This window comes from Anabaena sp. CCY 9910 (assembly GCF_963920875.1).
Lineage (GTDB): Bacteria > Cyanobacteriota > Cyanobacteriia > Cyanobacteriales > Nostocaceae > Trichormus > Trichormus variabilis.
In genome coordinates, this window is record NZ_CAWUDJ010000047.1 from 32,478 (window position 1) to 47,079 (window position 14,602).

Below are 14,602 nucleotides of genomic sequence, written 5' to 3' on the forward strand. Positions count from 1 at the left end.
GCTAATTGCTAATTGCTAATTTGTGTCTGCTCTAGCCTAGAAGCTCTGGCTTTATTAAGGCCGTTTGTATATGATTAAGCGTGCGGATGTTTTCTTCAGGTGTACCAATTGTAATTCTCAATCCACCGCTAATTTGGCGTACTAGAGTGCCAGAGTTTTTGAGTTGTTGATGAAGATTTAGTAAATTAGTGTCCGGGGAATTTTTGTTATCGCTTTTAAGCTGCAAGAAAATAAAGTTTGCTGCACTTTCAGCAACGGCTAATTCTGGATATTTAGAGAGAGCGGTAATGAGTTTAGCGCGTTCATTGAGGATTTGGGGAATGGATTCTAGCAAGATGGGGCGATTTTGTAAGGCAACTAAAGCAGATGTAATAGAAAAACTAGGTAGATTGTAAGGTAGGCGGACTTTTTCTAAAATAGCGATCGCATCTGGATGAGCGACACAATAGCCCACGCGCATGGCTGCTAATCGGAAAGCCTTAGAAAATGTACGTAGAATTACCCAATTAGGTCGCTGTGTCAATTCGCTAACTAAGGTAGTTTGGCTAAACTCGAAGTAAGCTTCGTCAACTACGACTAAAATTTGGTCGCTGAGACTTTTTAACCATCTCACCTCATTTGCAGTTAGAGGATTAGCGGTTGGGGAATTGGGATGAACGACAAACACCACACGAATGGGTGGATTTTGAGTTTGTTCAATTGCAGATTGAGCTGCTGTTAAGTCGATTTCAAAATTCTCAGGATTCCTTGATACTGTCACGACAGGAATACCCAAAGTTTGTGCCAAAATCCCGTACATGGAAAAAGTGGGATTAGCAACTAAAATAGATCCTTCTGCGCCTAAACACGTAGCAATTAATAAAGAACGGATTAATTCATCTGAACCATTACCGACAGATATATTAGCGGCGGTAATGGTTAATGATGAAATATTAGCGGATTCGTTGACATATTCGGCGATCGCACCTTTAAGTTCCTCATGTCCGCCGTCAGGATAACGATTGCTTTCAATTACCTGCTGAAAAGTCCAGGCGAGCTTTTGTTTTAACTCTAGTGGCAAATCATAGGGGCTTTCATTAGTATCCAGGCGATCCAATTGCACGGGAACGGCTGCATCTGTATCGCTGCTGGGATGGGGTTTATAAGCGGTGAATTGGGCTAAGTCTGAGCGAATAAAAGGAAGCATAAGTTTTAGTCATTAGTCATTGGTCATTAGTCATTGGTCATTAGTCATTAGTTAGTTATTTTGATTTATAACTATGGACTATGGACTATTGACTATAAACTATGGACTAAGTTCATATTTTACCGCTTTCGGGTAACTGACAAAATAGGCTAATTGCTTGCCATATTTCTTCTATGACATTACCCAAGGCGTGGTCGCTGTCGAGTTCTATTAGTTCCACCCAAGGACGGGAATAAGCAAAATCGCGGCTGGCTGTGATGGGGATGACTTCATCTTGTTTGCCGTGCAAAATCAAGATGGGGATGGGGCGTTGTATTTGGTTTTCTTGGTATTGAGCCGCATCTGTGACGAAATTGTAGCTTAGGGGGAGCGACTTTCCTTCACCATAATGGTAAACCGGGTAATATTCGTTTTCTTGCCAACTTTGTATCGCCTCCTCACCCATTTTGGGTAACCAATGGGATAAAAAACCAAATGCTGGGGCTAATAAAACTAAGCGTTGTACTTGTAAATATCGCTGTCCTAGATGAGCAGCAGTTAAACCACCTAAACTGGAACCGATTAGGGTTATTGGTACAGAATCATCAGGGAAAGTCGCTGCTATTTGCTGAATCTGGCGCGTGATTGTTAACTGGGAAAATTCACCAGCGTTGAGATCAGGGATTGTTAGCTGTGTGTGAATTTGGGCAAAACGCTGATGAATATCTTGTGCTTTAGCAGATTGAGGGCTAGAAGCAAAACCGTGGAGGTAGATGTATTGGGTCATTGGTCAGTTTTTAGAGACGCGATTAATCGCGTCTGTACAGTTGTCTTCATCGCATAGTGACAAACTCCTCGGCGGCGGAGGGATGAATACCGACGGTGGCATCAAAGTCTTTTTTGGTTGCACCCATTTTGACAGCGATCGCTACACCTTGAATAATTTCAGCAGCATTTTCACCCACCATGTGAGCGCCTAAAACTTTATCGGTGTTTTTATCAACTACTAATTTCATCATGATGCGCTCTTGTTTGCCTGTGAAACTGTGATACATGGGGCGGAAGCGGGTGCGGTATATTGTGACGGCTTCATCACCGAGTTTTTCCCGTGCTTGAGTTTCTGTTAGCCCGACTGTGGAGGCTTGTGGGTTGGAGAATACCGCAGTAGGCACTGTTTCGTGACTGAATTCTCGGCGGTTGTTGCCAAATTCACTATCGGCGAAGGCGCGACCTTCCCCAATGGCTACGGGAGTGAGGTTTAAGCGGTCTGTGACATCACCCACAGCATAGATATTGGGTTGACTGGTTTGGCTGTATTCGTTCACCGCAATGGCGTTCATGGTGCTGTATCCAGGCCCTTCTATAGAACTGGCAACAACGTCAACACCAGCATTTTCCAAACCTAAACCATCTACGTTGGGAACTCGTCCTGTGGCTACTAAAAATACATCGGCAATAATTGGTTCTTGGTCTCCAGATAGATTGATTTTCAAACCTTCTGGGACTTGTTCAACTGCTGTCACTACGGTATTTTGGATAATCCGAATACCGTGATTTGTCATACCATCTTGAATTTCGGTGCGGATGTCTTCATCAAAACCTTTGAGAATTTTGTCACCTCTGGTAATTTGGGTGACTTCTGAACCCAAACCACGCATGATTCCGGCAAATTCTGTACCGATGTAACCTGAACCAATAATGGCGATGTGTTTTGGTTGTGTTTTTAGGTGAAAGATTTCGTTGGAGGTGATGCCATATTCCATCCCCGGTAACTCTGGCTTGAGGGGACGACCACCAACGGCAATTAAAATTTTATCGGCGGTATATTTGCGATGACCTCCGGTCGGTCGTAGACCATCGCCTACTTCTACTGTGTGAGTATCTACCAAAGTAGCACGACCGGAGATCAGTTCTACCCCGGCTTTTTCTAAAAAGCTGATATGTAGTTGGGATAGTCGCCGCACTTCCTTATCTATAGATGTGATGAAATGTTCCCAATTTAATTCTGCTTTACCCACTTGCCAACCATAGCCTGCGGCATCCTCAAATAAGGAGGGAAACTGAGAACCATAAACCATGAGTTTTTTGGGTACACAACCCCGAATTACACAGGTTCCACCCACTAAATCATTTTCGGCGATCGCTACTTTTGCCCCATAGCTAGCGGCTCGTTTAGAAGCAGCTAAACCACCTGAACCAGCACCAATTACAAACAAATCATAATCGAAAGTCATAATAACCTAACATACTATTCGCTGATATTTAATGTAACAGTTGTTATTTGTCAGTTGTCATTAGTCAACAGTCAACAGTCAACAGTCAACAGTCAAAAATTCCTCTGCTATTACCTTTTATTTTGAACCAAATCCGCCGCCGCCAGGGGTTTCTATGACAAAGACATCCCCCGGATTCATCTCTACTGTGGCGGTACTCTCTAAAGTTTCTTGGCTTCCATCGTGGCGTTCTATCCAGTTGCGTCCTACTTGTCCGCTTTCTCCGCCATTTAAACCAAAGGGAGGGACTAAGCGATGTCCAGAAAGAATGTTAGCTGTCATAGGTTCTAAGAAACGGATGCGGCGCACTACTCCATTACCGCCGGAGTATTTTCCCTTACCTCCACTGTGGGAACGCAGACTAAAGCTTTCCACTAGTACAGGGTAGCGGGTTTCTAATACTTCTGGGTCAGTGAGGAGGGAATTAGTCATGTGGGTATGAACTGCGTCTGTACCATCAAAGTTAGAACCTGCACCAGAACCGCCGCAGATGGTTTCATAGTATTGATAGCGATCGCTCCCAAAGGTAAAATTATTCATGGTTCCTTGAGAAGCAGCCATCACACCCAACGCACCATATAAAGCATCAACAATGGTTTGGGAGGTTTCCACATTACCTGCAACTACTGCACCTGGGTAAGTGGGGTTTAACATACATCCTTCGGGAATGATAATTTCTAAAGGTTTGAGACACCCCGCATTGAGAGGAATGTTATCATCAACCAGCGTCCGAAAGACATATAAAACTGCTGCTTGTGTGACAGCTTTGGGTGCATTGAAGTTACTATTTAATTGCTCAGATGTGCCAGTAAAATCAATTTCTGCACCACGGGTTTCCCTATTTATAGTTACTTTAACTTGGATTTTAGCGCCGCCATCCATCTCATAAATAAACGAGCCATCCTTGAGAACATCAATTGCTCGTCTCACTGATTCTTCAGCATTATCTTGGACAAATTTCATATATGCTTGGACTGTTGCCAAACCATATTGATGCACCATTTTATGTAGTTCTTGAACTCCCCTCTCATTGGCAGCGATTTGTGCTTTAAAATCAGCGATATTTTGGTCAGGATTACGAGCAGGATAAATATGATTAACGAGTAAGTTTCTTACTTGATTTTCTTGAAAATTTCCTGTCTCAACTAAGAGAAAATTATCAAACAGAATTCCTTCTTCTTCTACTGTAGTACTGTGGGGAGGCATGGAACCAGGAGTAATCCCACCGATATCAGCTTGGTGTCCGCGAGAAGCAACGAAAAATAATGGTGTGGGGTGATTTTCATTAGTTTCTGGGAATACGGGGGTAATGGCTGTGACATCTGGGAGGTGGGTTCCGCCGTTATAGGGATTATTGGATAGATAGACGTTCCCCGGTTTTATGGTGTCGCCTTGATCATTAATTAAACTGCGGACGCTTTCACTCATTGACCCCAAATGTACAGGAATATGAGGAGCATTTGCGACTAATAATCCAGAAGAATCGAAAATGGCGCAGGAGAAATCCAGTCTTTCTTTAATATTGACTGATGTGGCAGTATTTTGCAGAACAATTCCCATTTGTTCAGCGATGAATTGATAGAGATTTTTGAATATTTCTAAGCGGACTGGATCTGGTTGAGATGTTATGTGCATTTTTGGATTTTTAAAAATAGCAGTTTTTAAGAAAGTAACGAATGCTGAGTAATAAATACCAGTTTTTAGACTCTAATCTCTTTTTTAAACTCGTTGTAAAATCAAATGATTGTGTTTAGTTAATCTTGCCTGCCAATTAGGTTCAACGATAATCGTACTGATTTTTTCAATGATGATAGCTGGGCCGTTAATATTATCTTCTGGTTGTAAATCTTCTCGGCGGTAAACTGGTGTATCATGCCATTTATCTGCTGTAAACATTTGGACTGTTTCCACAGATTTGGGTGCTGCATCTATCGTACGAGTACGAGTAATTAATGGTTCATCAGGAGTGTTTATTTTTTGAATCACTTCTACTGAGACAGATTCAACAATTAAGCTTTTGGCTGACTGGATGAAACCATAGCGAGATTTATGTTCTATCTCAAATTCTTGTTTCATTGTCGTCACATTTGCAGAAAAAGCAACTGTCAAAGTAGAGTTTGTTCCTGCGTATTTTAAATTTAATTTTCCGGCTATTATCTCTTCATTAGTTGCTTGATTATTGCTAAATTCATTTTTGGCTTGAATTTCTAAAAACTCCATCAACGGCAATAATTGAGGGATTAATTCTTCAGTTAGAGGTTGTTCTACCCCTGCGACTCTGGTAGCACGGACATCAGCTAATCCCATACCATAAGCGGAAAGTACTCCAGCATAAGGATGAAGGAATATCTTTTTCATGCCTAATGTATCAGCGATTAAACAAGCAACTTGTGCGCCTGCGCCACCGAAACAGCAAAGAACATAATCACTGACATCATAACCACGTTGCAAACTGATTTTTTTAATCGCATTTGCCATATTTTCTACTGCTATGGCAATAAATCCAGCTGCTACTTGTTCTGGTGTACGATGATTTCCTGTAATGGATGCAATATCTTGGGCTAGTTGAGTAAATTTCTGAATGACAATATCTTTATCTAAAGGTAAATTGCCATTAGTTCCAAACACAGAAGGAAAATATTGCGGGTGAATTTTACCTAACATCACATTGGCATCTGTAACAGCCAAATTTCCACCACGCCGATAACAAGCAGGCCCCGGATTTGAACCAGCTGATTCTGGCCCTACTCGATAACTATAACCATCAAAAAATAAAATTGAACCGCCGCCAGCAGCAATTGTGTTAATTGCTAATACGGGAACTCGCATTCGTGCGCCAGCAATTTCCGAATCTAATTGACGTTCATACTCACCTTTAAAATGGGCAACATCTGTACTCGTACCTCCCATATCAAAGGTAATTACTAAATCAAAGCCTGCTCTTTTACTAGTTTGAATTGCCCCCACAATACCACCAGCAGGGCCACTCAAAATACTATCTTTTCCCTGAAATTTATCAGCATCAGTTAAACCACCATCAGATTTCATAAACATTAATCTGATATGAGGTAACTGACTAGATACTTGGTTGACATAGCGCCGCAAAATTGGAGTTAAATAAGCATCAACTACTGTTGTATCTCCTCGACTTACTAACTTCATTAAGGGACTAACTTGGTGGGAAATGGAGATTTGAGTAAAGCCAATTTCTTGGGCAATTTCGGCTACTTGTCGTTCGTGAGTAGGGTAGCGATCGCTGTGCATCAAAACAATGGCACAACTACGAATTCCTGTATGGTAAACTGCTTGTAAATCTTCTTTTAACTGTACAATATTTACAGGTGTTAATTCCTGGCCTTGGGCATCATAGCGTTCCTCTACTTCCACTACCTGTTCATAAAGCATTGTCGGTAAAACAATTTGCCGAGCGAAAATATTCGGACGATTTTGATAGCCAATTCTTAACGCATCTTTAAATCCTTTGGTAATCAGCAGGACAACCCTATCTCCCTTTCGTTCCAACAGCGCATTTGTCGCTACTGTTGTTCCCATTTTCACTACTTCTATTGCTGCATCAGGAATGGGTTGATGATCCGCAATCCCTAGAATATCTCGGATACCCTGGATAACTGCGTCTTGATATTGTTCAGGATTTTCGGAGAGTAATTTATATACTATGATCCATTCTTGATTAGGCAGAGGAACAATCAAAAAACGTTCGTTTGACTTTGATAATCTCTCTACGATCTCTGGATTATGGGTAACAGCAACAATATCTGTGAATGTACCACCCCGGTCAGCAAATACTTTTAACATTTCCCTATTTATGCGGATATTTGTATGATAACCATTAGGTGTGTTAAAAAGAAGTCTTTATGCTGTTTTTGATGGCTTATAGTACGTAACCTTAAATTAGGCAAGTTGCTTTTTTTGAGAATACAGGCGATCGCAGTGTAATGCCCAGGCTACACCAAATATACCACTTAGGGAACCAGCGATCGCAGCTGTCACCCCCCATCCCAATGGCCCAGTCCAGTTGGTAATCTCTTTGATAATTGCTGTGCTGGCTTTGCTAACTATATAAGCTGTTCCTATTGCACCAACAGTAACTAAACCTAAGTCTATCAGTATTCCTAACAGTGATTTGCTTGATAAGTCTTCTTCAAAATAAATCTTCCAAATGCTGGTATACATGAGAATATCAGAAGCAGTTAAGATGAATTGCTTGGGTATTTCTCCACCAGGACTTGGTATGGCTGAAGTTGTAGCGCCGCTAATAGAAGAAGTAGTGATAAATAAAACTGTCTCTATTCTCTTTTTATCTAAATTACCCATTTTTAGTAATACCTATTGATTAAAAATAGAATATATAGAATTCATACTTAATTTTTGAAATATTGGGACATAATAGCTGATATAAATAAAGTCCGCTTGCGCGGACTACGGACATTGGATAAGGTTAGGTTATTACCAAGATGGCCTACTATTTTCTAGAGGCTGATTTCATTCTTGACGAATTATTGATATAAATCAAGTATCTCTCACTAATTTTTTAGACATAATTATCAGAATAAAAAAATCCATTCTTTTGTGGGTAGAGTTTTTGGTAATGGGTAATAGGAATGACATTTACCAATTATCCCTTACCTATTAACAGAAAATAGAATTTGATTTTCTATAATTTTTAATTTGAAAATAAAACTGTGGTTCACGAGGATAACCTTGGAATTTTTCACTTTTAGTGTTTTATTTTATCAATATTAAATATTCAGCATAATCATCTTCCTACTTCCGATAGATTTTTTAAAACTTCAAGTGCATCATCACACCACTCTATCCAAGCTTGCTCATATTTAATTCCCGCTTTTAAGACTAAATTTCTCAATTTTTCATCCTTATTTAGTTCTTTCGGGTAAGGACATTTCCCTTTGTCAATCTCTCCATAAGTAAGTAATTTTTCTAAATGGATTCGGCGATGACGTGTGACATCTTCTATCAGCAGACTGACTGGTACTAGACCACCGGAAAAAATTTTGACTAACAAATCTTCTCTGACTACATCTGGTTCGCTGGGTTTGTGCATCCATTCGATTAGGTGCTGCTTTCCTTGTTCGGTGATTGAGTACACTTTTTTATCCAGGCGACCTTCACGGGGAATCACCTCGGACACAATCAAACCAGCAGACTCCAGTTTACCCAGTTCTCTGTAGATTTGTTGCTGGGAAGCTTGCCAAAAATAACCTACAGACTCGCTGAAAACTTTAGAAAGATCATAACCACTGTGGGGAGCATCAATTAGACAGGTCAGGATTGCTTGCGATAAACCCATAAAAAACTACTTGACAGATATTTTCTTAAGTGTACACTAGAACTTGTATACAACAAGTTGAATAAAACTTTGCAAATATAAAATGTTGTATACAGTAAATCTGCCAATATCTAGGCGATGACTTATGCAAAACCTCCATCCAGACCGATTCAGGAATCTCAGTTACCCTAATAGAAAGCTCATTTTTGGTATAGTTGCCATAGCGTTAGCAAGCGCAGCTGGTTCGTTGTATTTAGCCTCTGGCGTGGGAAATTCTGGGAAAGAAGTTACCCCATTGGTAATTGATCAGCGTCCTCCAATCAAGGCTATTACTGCTTTGGGGAGGATAGAACCGCAAGGTGAAGTTGTACAGGTGTCAGTTTCCCAGACTGCTGGTAGTAACCGCATAACAGAATTGTTGGTAAAACAAGGCGATCGCATCAACAAGGGACAAATCATTGCTATTCTAGATAACCGCGATACTCGGCTAGCAGCCTTAAATAGAGCTAAACAACAAGTTGTAGTAGCACAATCGCAACTAGCACAGGTAAAAGCTGGAGCCAAACAGGGAGAAATTGCTGCTCAACAAGCCATAATTGCAGAATTAGCAGCAGAACTACGCCAAGAAGTTGCAGCCAGAGTGGCGACGGTGAGGCGCTTAGAAGCAGAAGTGAGAAATGCTCAAGTTGAATATCAGCGTTATCAATCATTGCAAGCAGATGGCGCGGTTTCTGTATCTATGAGAGATAGTAAAAAACTAACTCTAGAAACCACTGAGGAAAGTTTACGGGAAGCCTTAGCCAACCGCAGCCAAACATCAGAAACTGTGCAAGAAAGACTTAGACAAGCAAAAGCCACCTTAAACCGAATTGCAGAGGTGCGTCCTACAGATGTGCAAGCAGCACAAGCAGAAGTAGCAAGTGCCAAAGCCGCAGTTCAAGAAGCCCAAGCTAATTTAGACTTGACTTATGTAAAGTCGCCTAAAGCTGGTCAAATCCTGAAAACTCATACCTTAGCTGGGGAAGTAGTCAGTGACAAAGGTATTGTAGAAATCGGACAGACTAATCAAATGTATGTAGTTGCAGAAGTGTATGAAGTTGATATCAACCGCGTCAAAGTTGGACAACGCGCAACTGTAACTCAACTCAACCTACCCGGAGAATTGACAGGAACCGTCGAGGATATTGGCTTACTAATTGCTAAAAAAGACGTACTCAACACCGATCCAGCCGCCGATATCGATGCACGAGTAGTAGAAGTAAAAATCCGCCTCAACCCCGAATCCAGCCAAAGAGTCACTGGTTTAACTAACTCTAAAGTCAAAGTAGCGATCGCCTTAAATTGAAAACCAACAACTAACTATGAAAAGAAAAATTCCTTTAGCATGGTTGCAATTATCGCGGGAAAAAGCACGGATGCTAGTAGCGATCGCCGGTATTGCTTTTGCAGATGTGCTGATGTTTTTACAACTTGGTATCCGCGAAGCTTTGTTTGATGGTGCTGTGCAACTACACAACAGCTTGGAAGGTGAGATTGTTCTGGTGAGTAGTCGTTACAAATCCTTGTTTTCACAGCAGCGTTTTTCCCAACGCAGACTTTATCAAGCAATGGGTTTTACTGGTGTGCAATCAGTCAGTCCCATCTATGTTGATCCTCTTCCTTGGAAAAACCCTGATAATCAAGAAACTTGGAATATTTACGTTATTGCTTTTAATCCTGAAGAGAAAGTACTTAATTTAGCTGGTGTACAAGAGAATTTAACTAAATTAAGAGAACCTGATACTGTGCTGTTTGATCTAGGTTCTCGCAAAGAATTTGGTCAGATTGTGTCTAAATTTCAAACTAGTGGCACTTTCACTACAGAAATTAATAATCGTCAAATTAAAACTGTTGGCTTATTTAAATTAGGAACTTCCTTTGGCATTAATGGTAATCTCATCACTAGCGATGTGAATTTTTTCCGCCTCTTTAATCAAAGACGGCAACCAGGACTAATTGACTTAGGTTTGATTAAGTTAGAACCAGGAGCAAATATAAATTGGGTATTAGCTAACTTAAAAGCTAATCTTCCCGATGATATAAATATTTTAACAAAACAAGAATTTGCCAACCAAGAAAGAAGCTATTGGAACAGTAGCACACCCGTAGGTTTTACATTTACTTTAGGTGCAATAATTGGCTTCATGGTAGGCGCAGTTATTGTTTATCAAATTCTCTATAGTGATGTTTCTGATCACCTGCCAGAATATGCAACCTTAAAAGCTATAGGCTTCAAAAATCGCTACTTACTCATAATTGTTTTTCAAGAAGCTTTGATTTTAGCCGCTATTGGCTTTATTCCTGGCATTGCCATTTCCCAAGGCTTATATATGATTACGCGCCAAGCAACACTCCTCCCTATCATGATGACAATAGATCGGGCAGTATTTATATTTATGATCACAACTTTGATGTGTTCAATTTCTGCCTCACTCGCCATTAGAAAATTACAAGCTGCTGACCCGGCTGATATTTTCTAAACACCAATATAGTTAATTATAAATTATTATGTTACCTGCCATTTCTATCTCTCATCTCAATCATTATTATGGTGAAGGTTCACTCAAAAAGCAGATACTTTTTGATATCAATTTAACAATTCAACCAGGGGAAATTGTCATCATGACTGGCCCCTCTGGTTCAGGGAAAACTACTCTACTTACACTCATTGGTAGTTTGCGTTCTGTGCAATCAGGGAGCTTAGAAATATTAGGTAAAGAACTATCTGGCGCTACTAAAAATGAAATGGTAGAAGTGCGGCGGAATATTGGTTATATATTTCAAGCCCATAACCTTCTAGGGTTTCTCACAGCCCAACAGAATGTACAAATGCCATTTGAAATGAACCAGAGTATTTCCTTTCGTGCAGCAACCACAAAAGCAGCAGAAATGCTAACAACTGTAGGTTTAGGAGAAAAACTCAATTATTATCCAGATGATCTCTCAGGTGGGCAAAAACAAAGAGTAGCGATCGCGCGTGCTTTAGTACATCATCCTAAACTAGTATTAGCCGATGAACCCACAGCCGCTTTAGATAGTAAATCCGGGCGAGATGTCGTCAATTTAATGCAGAAATTAGCTAAAGAACAGGGTTGCACAATCTTGCTAGTCACTCATGATAATCGCATTTTAGATATTGCCGATCGCATTATTCACATGGAGGACGGTTATTTGCATCAAAATTAACAGTCAAAAAACTATGCAACTGAATATGTAATTTAAAAGCGCCATAGCTTATTGGAATAGTGACCAATTACCAATCACTTAACATCGTCTTAAACCCCACTTGATAATCTATTGATAAATTTCCCTTGCTAGACAAACTCAAGTAGCTTGCCAATATCTCAACATCTTAGTAGGGGTAAATATGGAATTAATAAATCGCAACTTCCTCGCAACCCGTTACAAACGCAGGAATTTTTTACTAGGTGCAGGACTAATCACAGGGTTAGTAGTAGCCAGTCAACTGCATCCTGTGATGGCACAAACAAGATTTTCTGGCTATCCATTTACTCTAGGTGTTGCCTCTGGAGATCCCTTACCTGATAGCGTGGTGTTATGGACAAGACTAGCACCAGATCCAGTAAACGGCGGTGGTATGTCACCAGTGAATATTCCTGTGCAGTGGCAAATCGCACGGGATGAAAATATGACACAGGTTGTACAAAAAGGAACAGTCCTAGCAACACCAGAACTAGCTCACTCAGTACACGTTGATGTGCGCGGGCTAGAGCCTGATCGTTGGTACTGGTATCAATTCAAAGTAGGTAATGAAGTCAGCCCCAAAGGACGTACACGTACAGCCGCAGCACCTCATAGCTCTATTCAAAAATTTAATTTCGCCTTTGCTTCTTGCCAAGATTGGCAGAATGGCTTTTACACAGCCTACAAGCATATGGCTGAAGAAGACCTAGACCTAGTGGTACATCTAGGTGACTACATCTATGAGTATGGGCCTCGCTCTGGTGCACCACGTCAGCATATCGGCCCAGAAATCATTACTCTTAGCGATTACCGTAACCGCTACGCTTTGTATCGAACTGACGTAAATTTACAAGCAGCTCATGCTAACTTCCCCTGGATTTTTACTTGGGATGACCATGAAGTAGATAATAACTATGCCAACTTCATTCCCGAAGATGACCAGAGTCGGCAAGCATTTGAGCGCCGAAGAGCCAGTGCTTACCAAGCTTACTATGAGCATATGCCATTGCGCCTATCTTCCTTGCCCAAGCAATCTAGTATGCTGCTATATCGACGGTTAACTTTTGGGGATTTAGCTGAGTTCAATGTCTTAGATACTCGCCAATACCGGACTGACCAACCTTGTAATGATGGACTCAAGCCACTGTGTAACGCAGCTTTAGACGCAGCCGCGACTATGACAGGTGCAAGACAAGAAGGTTGGTTACTCAGAGGACTAGACAAATCAAAAGCACGCTGGAATGTAATTGCTCAACAAACAATGCTTGGTCAATTTGATTTTGATGCTCGTCCCGATTCCCAAGTCTTCAACGTTGACCAATGGGATGGTTATGTCGCGGCTCGTAATCGCCTCTTGAGTTTTTTAGCACAGCGTAGACCCTCAAACCCAGTAGTAATTACTGGAGATATCCATTCCAGTTGGGTACATGATTTAAAAGCTGACTTTAATAATCCACTGTCAGCAACCGTAGGGACTGAGTTTGTGGGTACTTCCATTACTTCTAGCTTTCCTACAAATTCCATTGCACCAGTTAGAGCAGCTTTGAACAACAACCCCCATACAAAATTCTTCGATGGTGCTTATCGCGGTTATGTTCGTTGCCAACTAACTAGAGAACGTTGGCAAACTGATTACCGTGTGGTGTCCAGTATCCTTGAAGAGAATGCTTCTATTAGCACCCTCGCTTCCTTTGTGGTAGAAAACGGGCAGCCAGGTGCAAAAACAGCGTGATATGTAGGATTTTAGGAGAGGATTTAGCAATTGCTTTTTTCCTCTCTTTTTCTTTTAGCTAGAATATCTATCTCTTACGTTACTGGCTAATGATGTGATATGAATGCGATCGCTTCTCAAACTTTAACCTACGCGGTTTTAATCAATATAATTGACATCAAAAATTGTGTAAAAATGCCATCATAGTTAAAGTAAAAGCATTCTGGAGACAAAACCACGGTTTACGCACGTCCTTTAGCACGGTTAATTGAGCAATTGCAACGCCTCCCTGGAGTTGGTCCCAAAACAGCCCAGCGCCTAGCCTTGCATATTTTGAAGCGACCAGAATCTGAAGTAGAAGCTTTAGCACAAGCTCTAGTTGAAGCGAAAAAGCAGATAGGCTTGTGTTCTGTCTGTTTTCACTTATCTTCTGAACCAGTTTGTGAAATCTGCCGCAATCCTAACCGTGAAAATAATACTATCTGCGTAGTAGCAGATTCCCGCGATGTGATTGCCCTAGAGAAAACCCGCGAATTCAAAGGTAAGTATCATGTCCTGGGTGGGGTGATTTCGCCGATGGATGGAATTGGCCCAGAACAGTTGACGATAACTCCTTTGTTGCGGAGGGTAAGTCAGCAGCAACCTAAAGAGGTTATTTTGGCGATTAGTCCCAGTGTAGAAGGGGAGACAACAACATTGTATGTTGGTCAACTCTTAAAACCATTCACTAAAGTGACAAGAATCGCCTTTGGTTTGCCCGTAGGCGGAGATTTAGAATACGCCGATGAGATTACACTGGCAAGAGCTTTAGAAGGACGCAGAGAATTAGATTAATTATAGATAAAACAAAAAAGCGCTCTCTAATAAATAACGAGAGCGCTTTTTCGTAATTATAAAACCTG

Annotated in this window: 12 protein-coding genes; 5 read left to right on the top strand and 7 right to left on the bottom strand. The window is 41.0% G+C overall.

All coding sequences use genetic code 11. The features are described 5' to 3' along the window. Nucleotides 1-31: 31 nt before the first annotated feature. The 7 genes from ACM5QX_RS24965 to ACM5QX_RS24995 all read right to left on the bottom strand — a co-directional run bounded on the left by ACM5QX_RS24965 (nucleotide 32) and on the right by ACM5QX_RS24995 (nucleotide 8,767). Nucleotides 32-1,186: a histidinol-phosphate transaminase gene (locus tag ACM5QX_RS24965; RefSeq protein ID WP_414755985.1), complete on the bottom strand. Its 1,155-nt coding sequence runs from the start codon at nucleotides 1,184-1,186 to the stop codon at nucleotides 32-34. A 112-nt stretch (nucleotides 1,187-1,298) separates the two neighbouring features. Next, the gene (locus tag ACM5QX_RS24970; protein WP_414755986.1) at nucleotides 1,299-1,952 is read right to left on the bottom strand and encodes a YqiA/YcfP family alpha/beta fold hydrolase; all 654 of its coding nucleotides are present in this window, start codon (nucleotides 1,950-1,952) and stop codon (nucleotides 1,299-1,301) included. A gap of 46 nt (nucleotides 1,953-1,998) precedes the next feature. Next, nucleotides 1,999-3,399: a glutathione-disulfide reductase gene (gor, locus tag ACM5QX_RS24975; protein WP_414755987.1), complete on the bottom strand. Its 1,401-nt coding sequence runs from the start codon at nucleotides 3,397-3,399 to the stop codon at nucleotides 1,999-2,001. 117 nt (nucleotides 3,400-3,516) lie between these two features. Continuing rightward, nucleotides 3,517-5,073 carry a hydantoinase B/oxoprolinase family protein gene (locus ACM5QX_RS24980; protein WP_414755988.1) on the bottom strand — a complete coding sequence of 519 codons (1,557 nt, stop codon included), beginning with the start codon at nucleotides 5,071-5,073 and terminating at the stop codon, nucleotides 3,517-3,519. Between the two features lie 84 nt (nucleotides 5,074-5,157). Further along, nucleotides 5,158-7,254, bottom strand: coding sequence for a hydantoinase/oxoprolinase family protein (locus tag ACM5QX_RS24985; protein ID WP_414755989.1), 2,097 nt, complete (start codon nucleotides 7,252-7,254; stop codon nucleotides 5,158-5,160). 96 nt (nucleotides 7,255-7,350) lie between these two features. Next, complete coding sequence (locus ACM5QX_RS24990) at nucleotides 7,351-7,773, bottom strand: hypothetical protein (RefSeq protein ID WP_414755990.1); 423 nt, start codon at nucleotides 7,771-7,773, stop codon at nucleotides 7,351-7,353. Between the two features lie 442 nt (nucleotides 7,774-8,215). After that, nucleotides 8,216-8,767 (bottom strand): PadR family transcriptional regulator, encoded by a 552-nt coding sequence (locus ACM5QX_RS24995; RefSeq protein ID WP_414755991.1) that lies wholly within the window; start codon nucleotides 8,765-8,767, stop codon nucleotides 8,216-8,218. 124 nt (nucleotides 8,768-8,891) lie between these two features. On the opposite strand from ACM5QX_RS24995, the gene ACM5QX_RS25000 reads away from it, so the two are divergent. From ACM5QX_RS25000 to recR, 5 genes are all read left to right on the top strand, one after another. Further along, entirely contained in the window at nucleotides 8,892-10,091 is a 1,200-nt protein-coding gene (locus tag ACM5QX_RS25000) for an ABC exporter membrane fusion protein (RefSeq protein WP_414755992.1), read from the top strand. Between the two features lie 16 nt (nucleotides 10,092-10,107). After that, nucleotides 10,108-11,265, top strand: coding sequence for an ABC transporter permease DevC (devC, locus tag ACM5QX_RS25005; protein WP_414755993.1), 1,158 nt, complete (start codon nucleotides 10,108-10,110; stop codon nucleotides 11,263-11,265). 28 nt (nucleotides 11,266-11,293) lie between these two features. Continuing rightward, on the top strand, nucleotides 11,294-11,971 hold the full coding sequence (locus ACM5QX_RS25010; protein ID WP_414755994.1) for a DevA family ABC transporter ATP-binding protein: 678 nt from the start codon (nucleotides 11,294-11,296) through the stop codon (nucleotides 11,969-11,971). A 181-nt stretch (nucleotides 11,972-12,152) separates the two neighbouring features. Further along, entirely contained in the window at nucleotides 12,153-13,721 is a 1,569-nt protein-coding gene (locus ACM5QX_RS25015) for an alkaline phosphatase D family protein (protein WP_414755995.1), read from the top strand. A 255-nt stretch (nucleotides 13,722-13,976) separates the two neighbouring features. Beyond that, entirely contained in the window at nucleotides 13,977-14,534 is a 558-nt protein-coding gene (recR, locus tag ACM5QX_RS25020; RefSeq protein WP_011319038.1) for a recombination mediator RecR, read from the top strand. Nucleotides 14,535-14,602: the final 68 nt, after the last annotated feature.

Bases quoted from the DNA above. Each gene is read 5' to 3' on its own strand.
- ACM5QX_RS24980 (WP_414755988.1), bottom strand. From the start codon at position 5,073: ATGCACATAACATCTCAACCAGATCCAGTCCGCTTAGAAATATTCAAA.
- ACM5QX_RS24965 (WP_414755985.1), bottom strand. From the start codon at position 1,186: ATGCTTCCTTTTATTCGCTCAGACTTAGCCCAATTCACCGCTTATAAA.
- gor (WP_414755987.1), bottom strand. From the start codon at position 3,399: ATGACTTTCGATTATGATTTGTTTGTAATTGGTGCTGGTTCAGGTGGT.
- ACM5QX_RS25000 (WP_414755992.1), top strand. From the start codon at position 8,892: ATGCAAAACCTCCATCCAGACCGATTCAGGAATCTCAGTTACCCTAAT.
- ACM5QX_RS25015 (WP_414755995.1), top strand. From the start codon at position 12,153: ATGGAATTAATAAATCGCAACTTCCTCGCAACCCGTTACAAACGCAGG.
- ACM5QX_RS24970 (WP_414755986.1), bottom strand. From the start codon at position 1,952: ATGACCCAATACATCTACCTCCACGGTTTTGCTTCTAGCCCTCAATCT.
- ACM5QX_RS24995 (WP_414755991.1), bottom strand. From the start codon at position 8,767: ATGGGTTTATCGCAAGCAATCCTGACCTGTCTAATTGATGCTCCCCAC.
- devC (WP_414755993.1), top strand. From the start codon at position 10,108: ATGAAAAGAAAAATTCCTTTAGCATGGTTGCAATTATCGCGGGAAAAA.
- ACM5QX_RS24990 (WP_414755990.1), bottom strand. From the start codon at position 7,773: ATGGGTAATTTAGATAAAAAGAGAATAGAGACAGTTTTATTTATCACT.
- ACM5QX_RS25010 (WP_414755994.1), top strand. From the start codon at position 11,294: ATGTTACCTGCCATTTCTATCTCTCATCTCAATCATTATTATGGTGAA.
- ACM5QX_RS24985 (WP_414755989.1), bottom strand. From the start codon at position 7,254: ATGTTAAAAGTATTTGCTGACCGGGGTGGTACATTCACAGATATTGTT.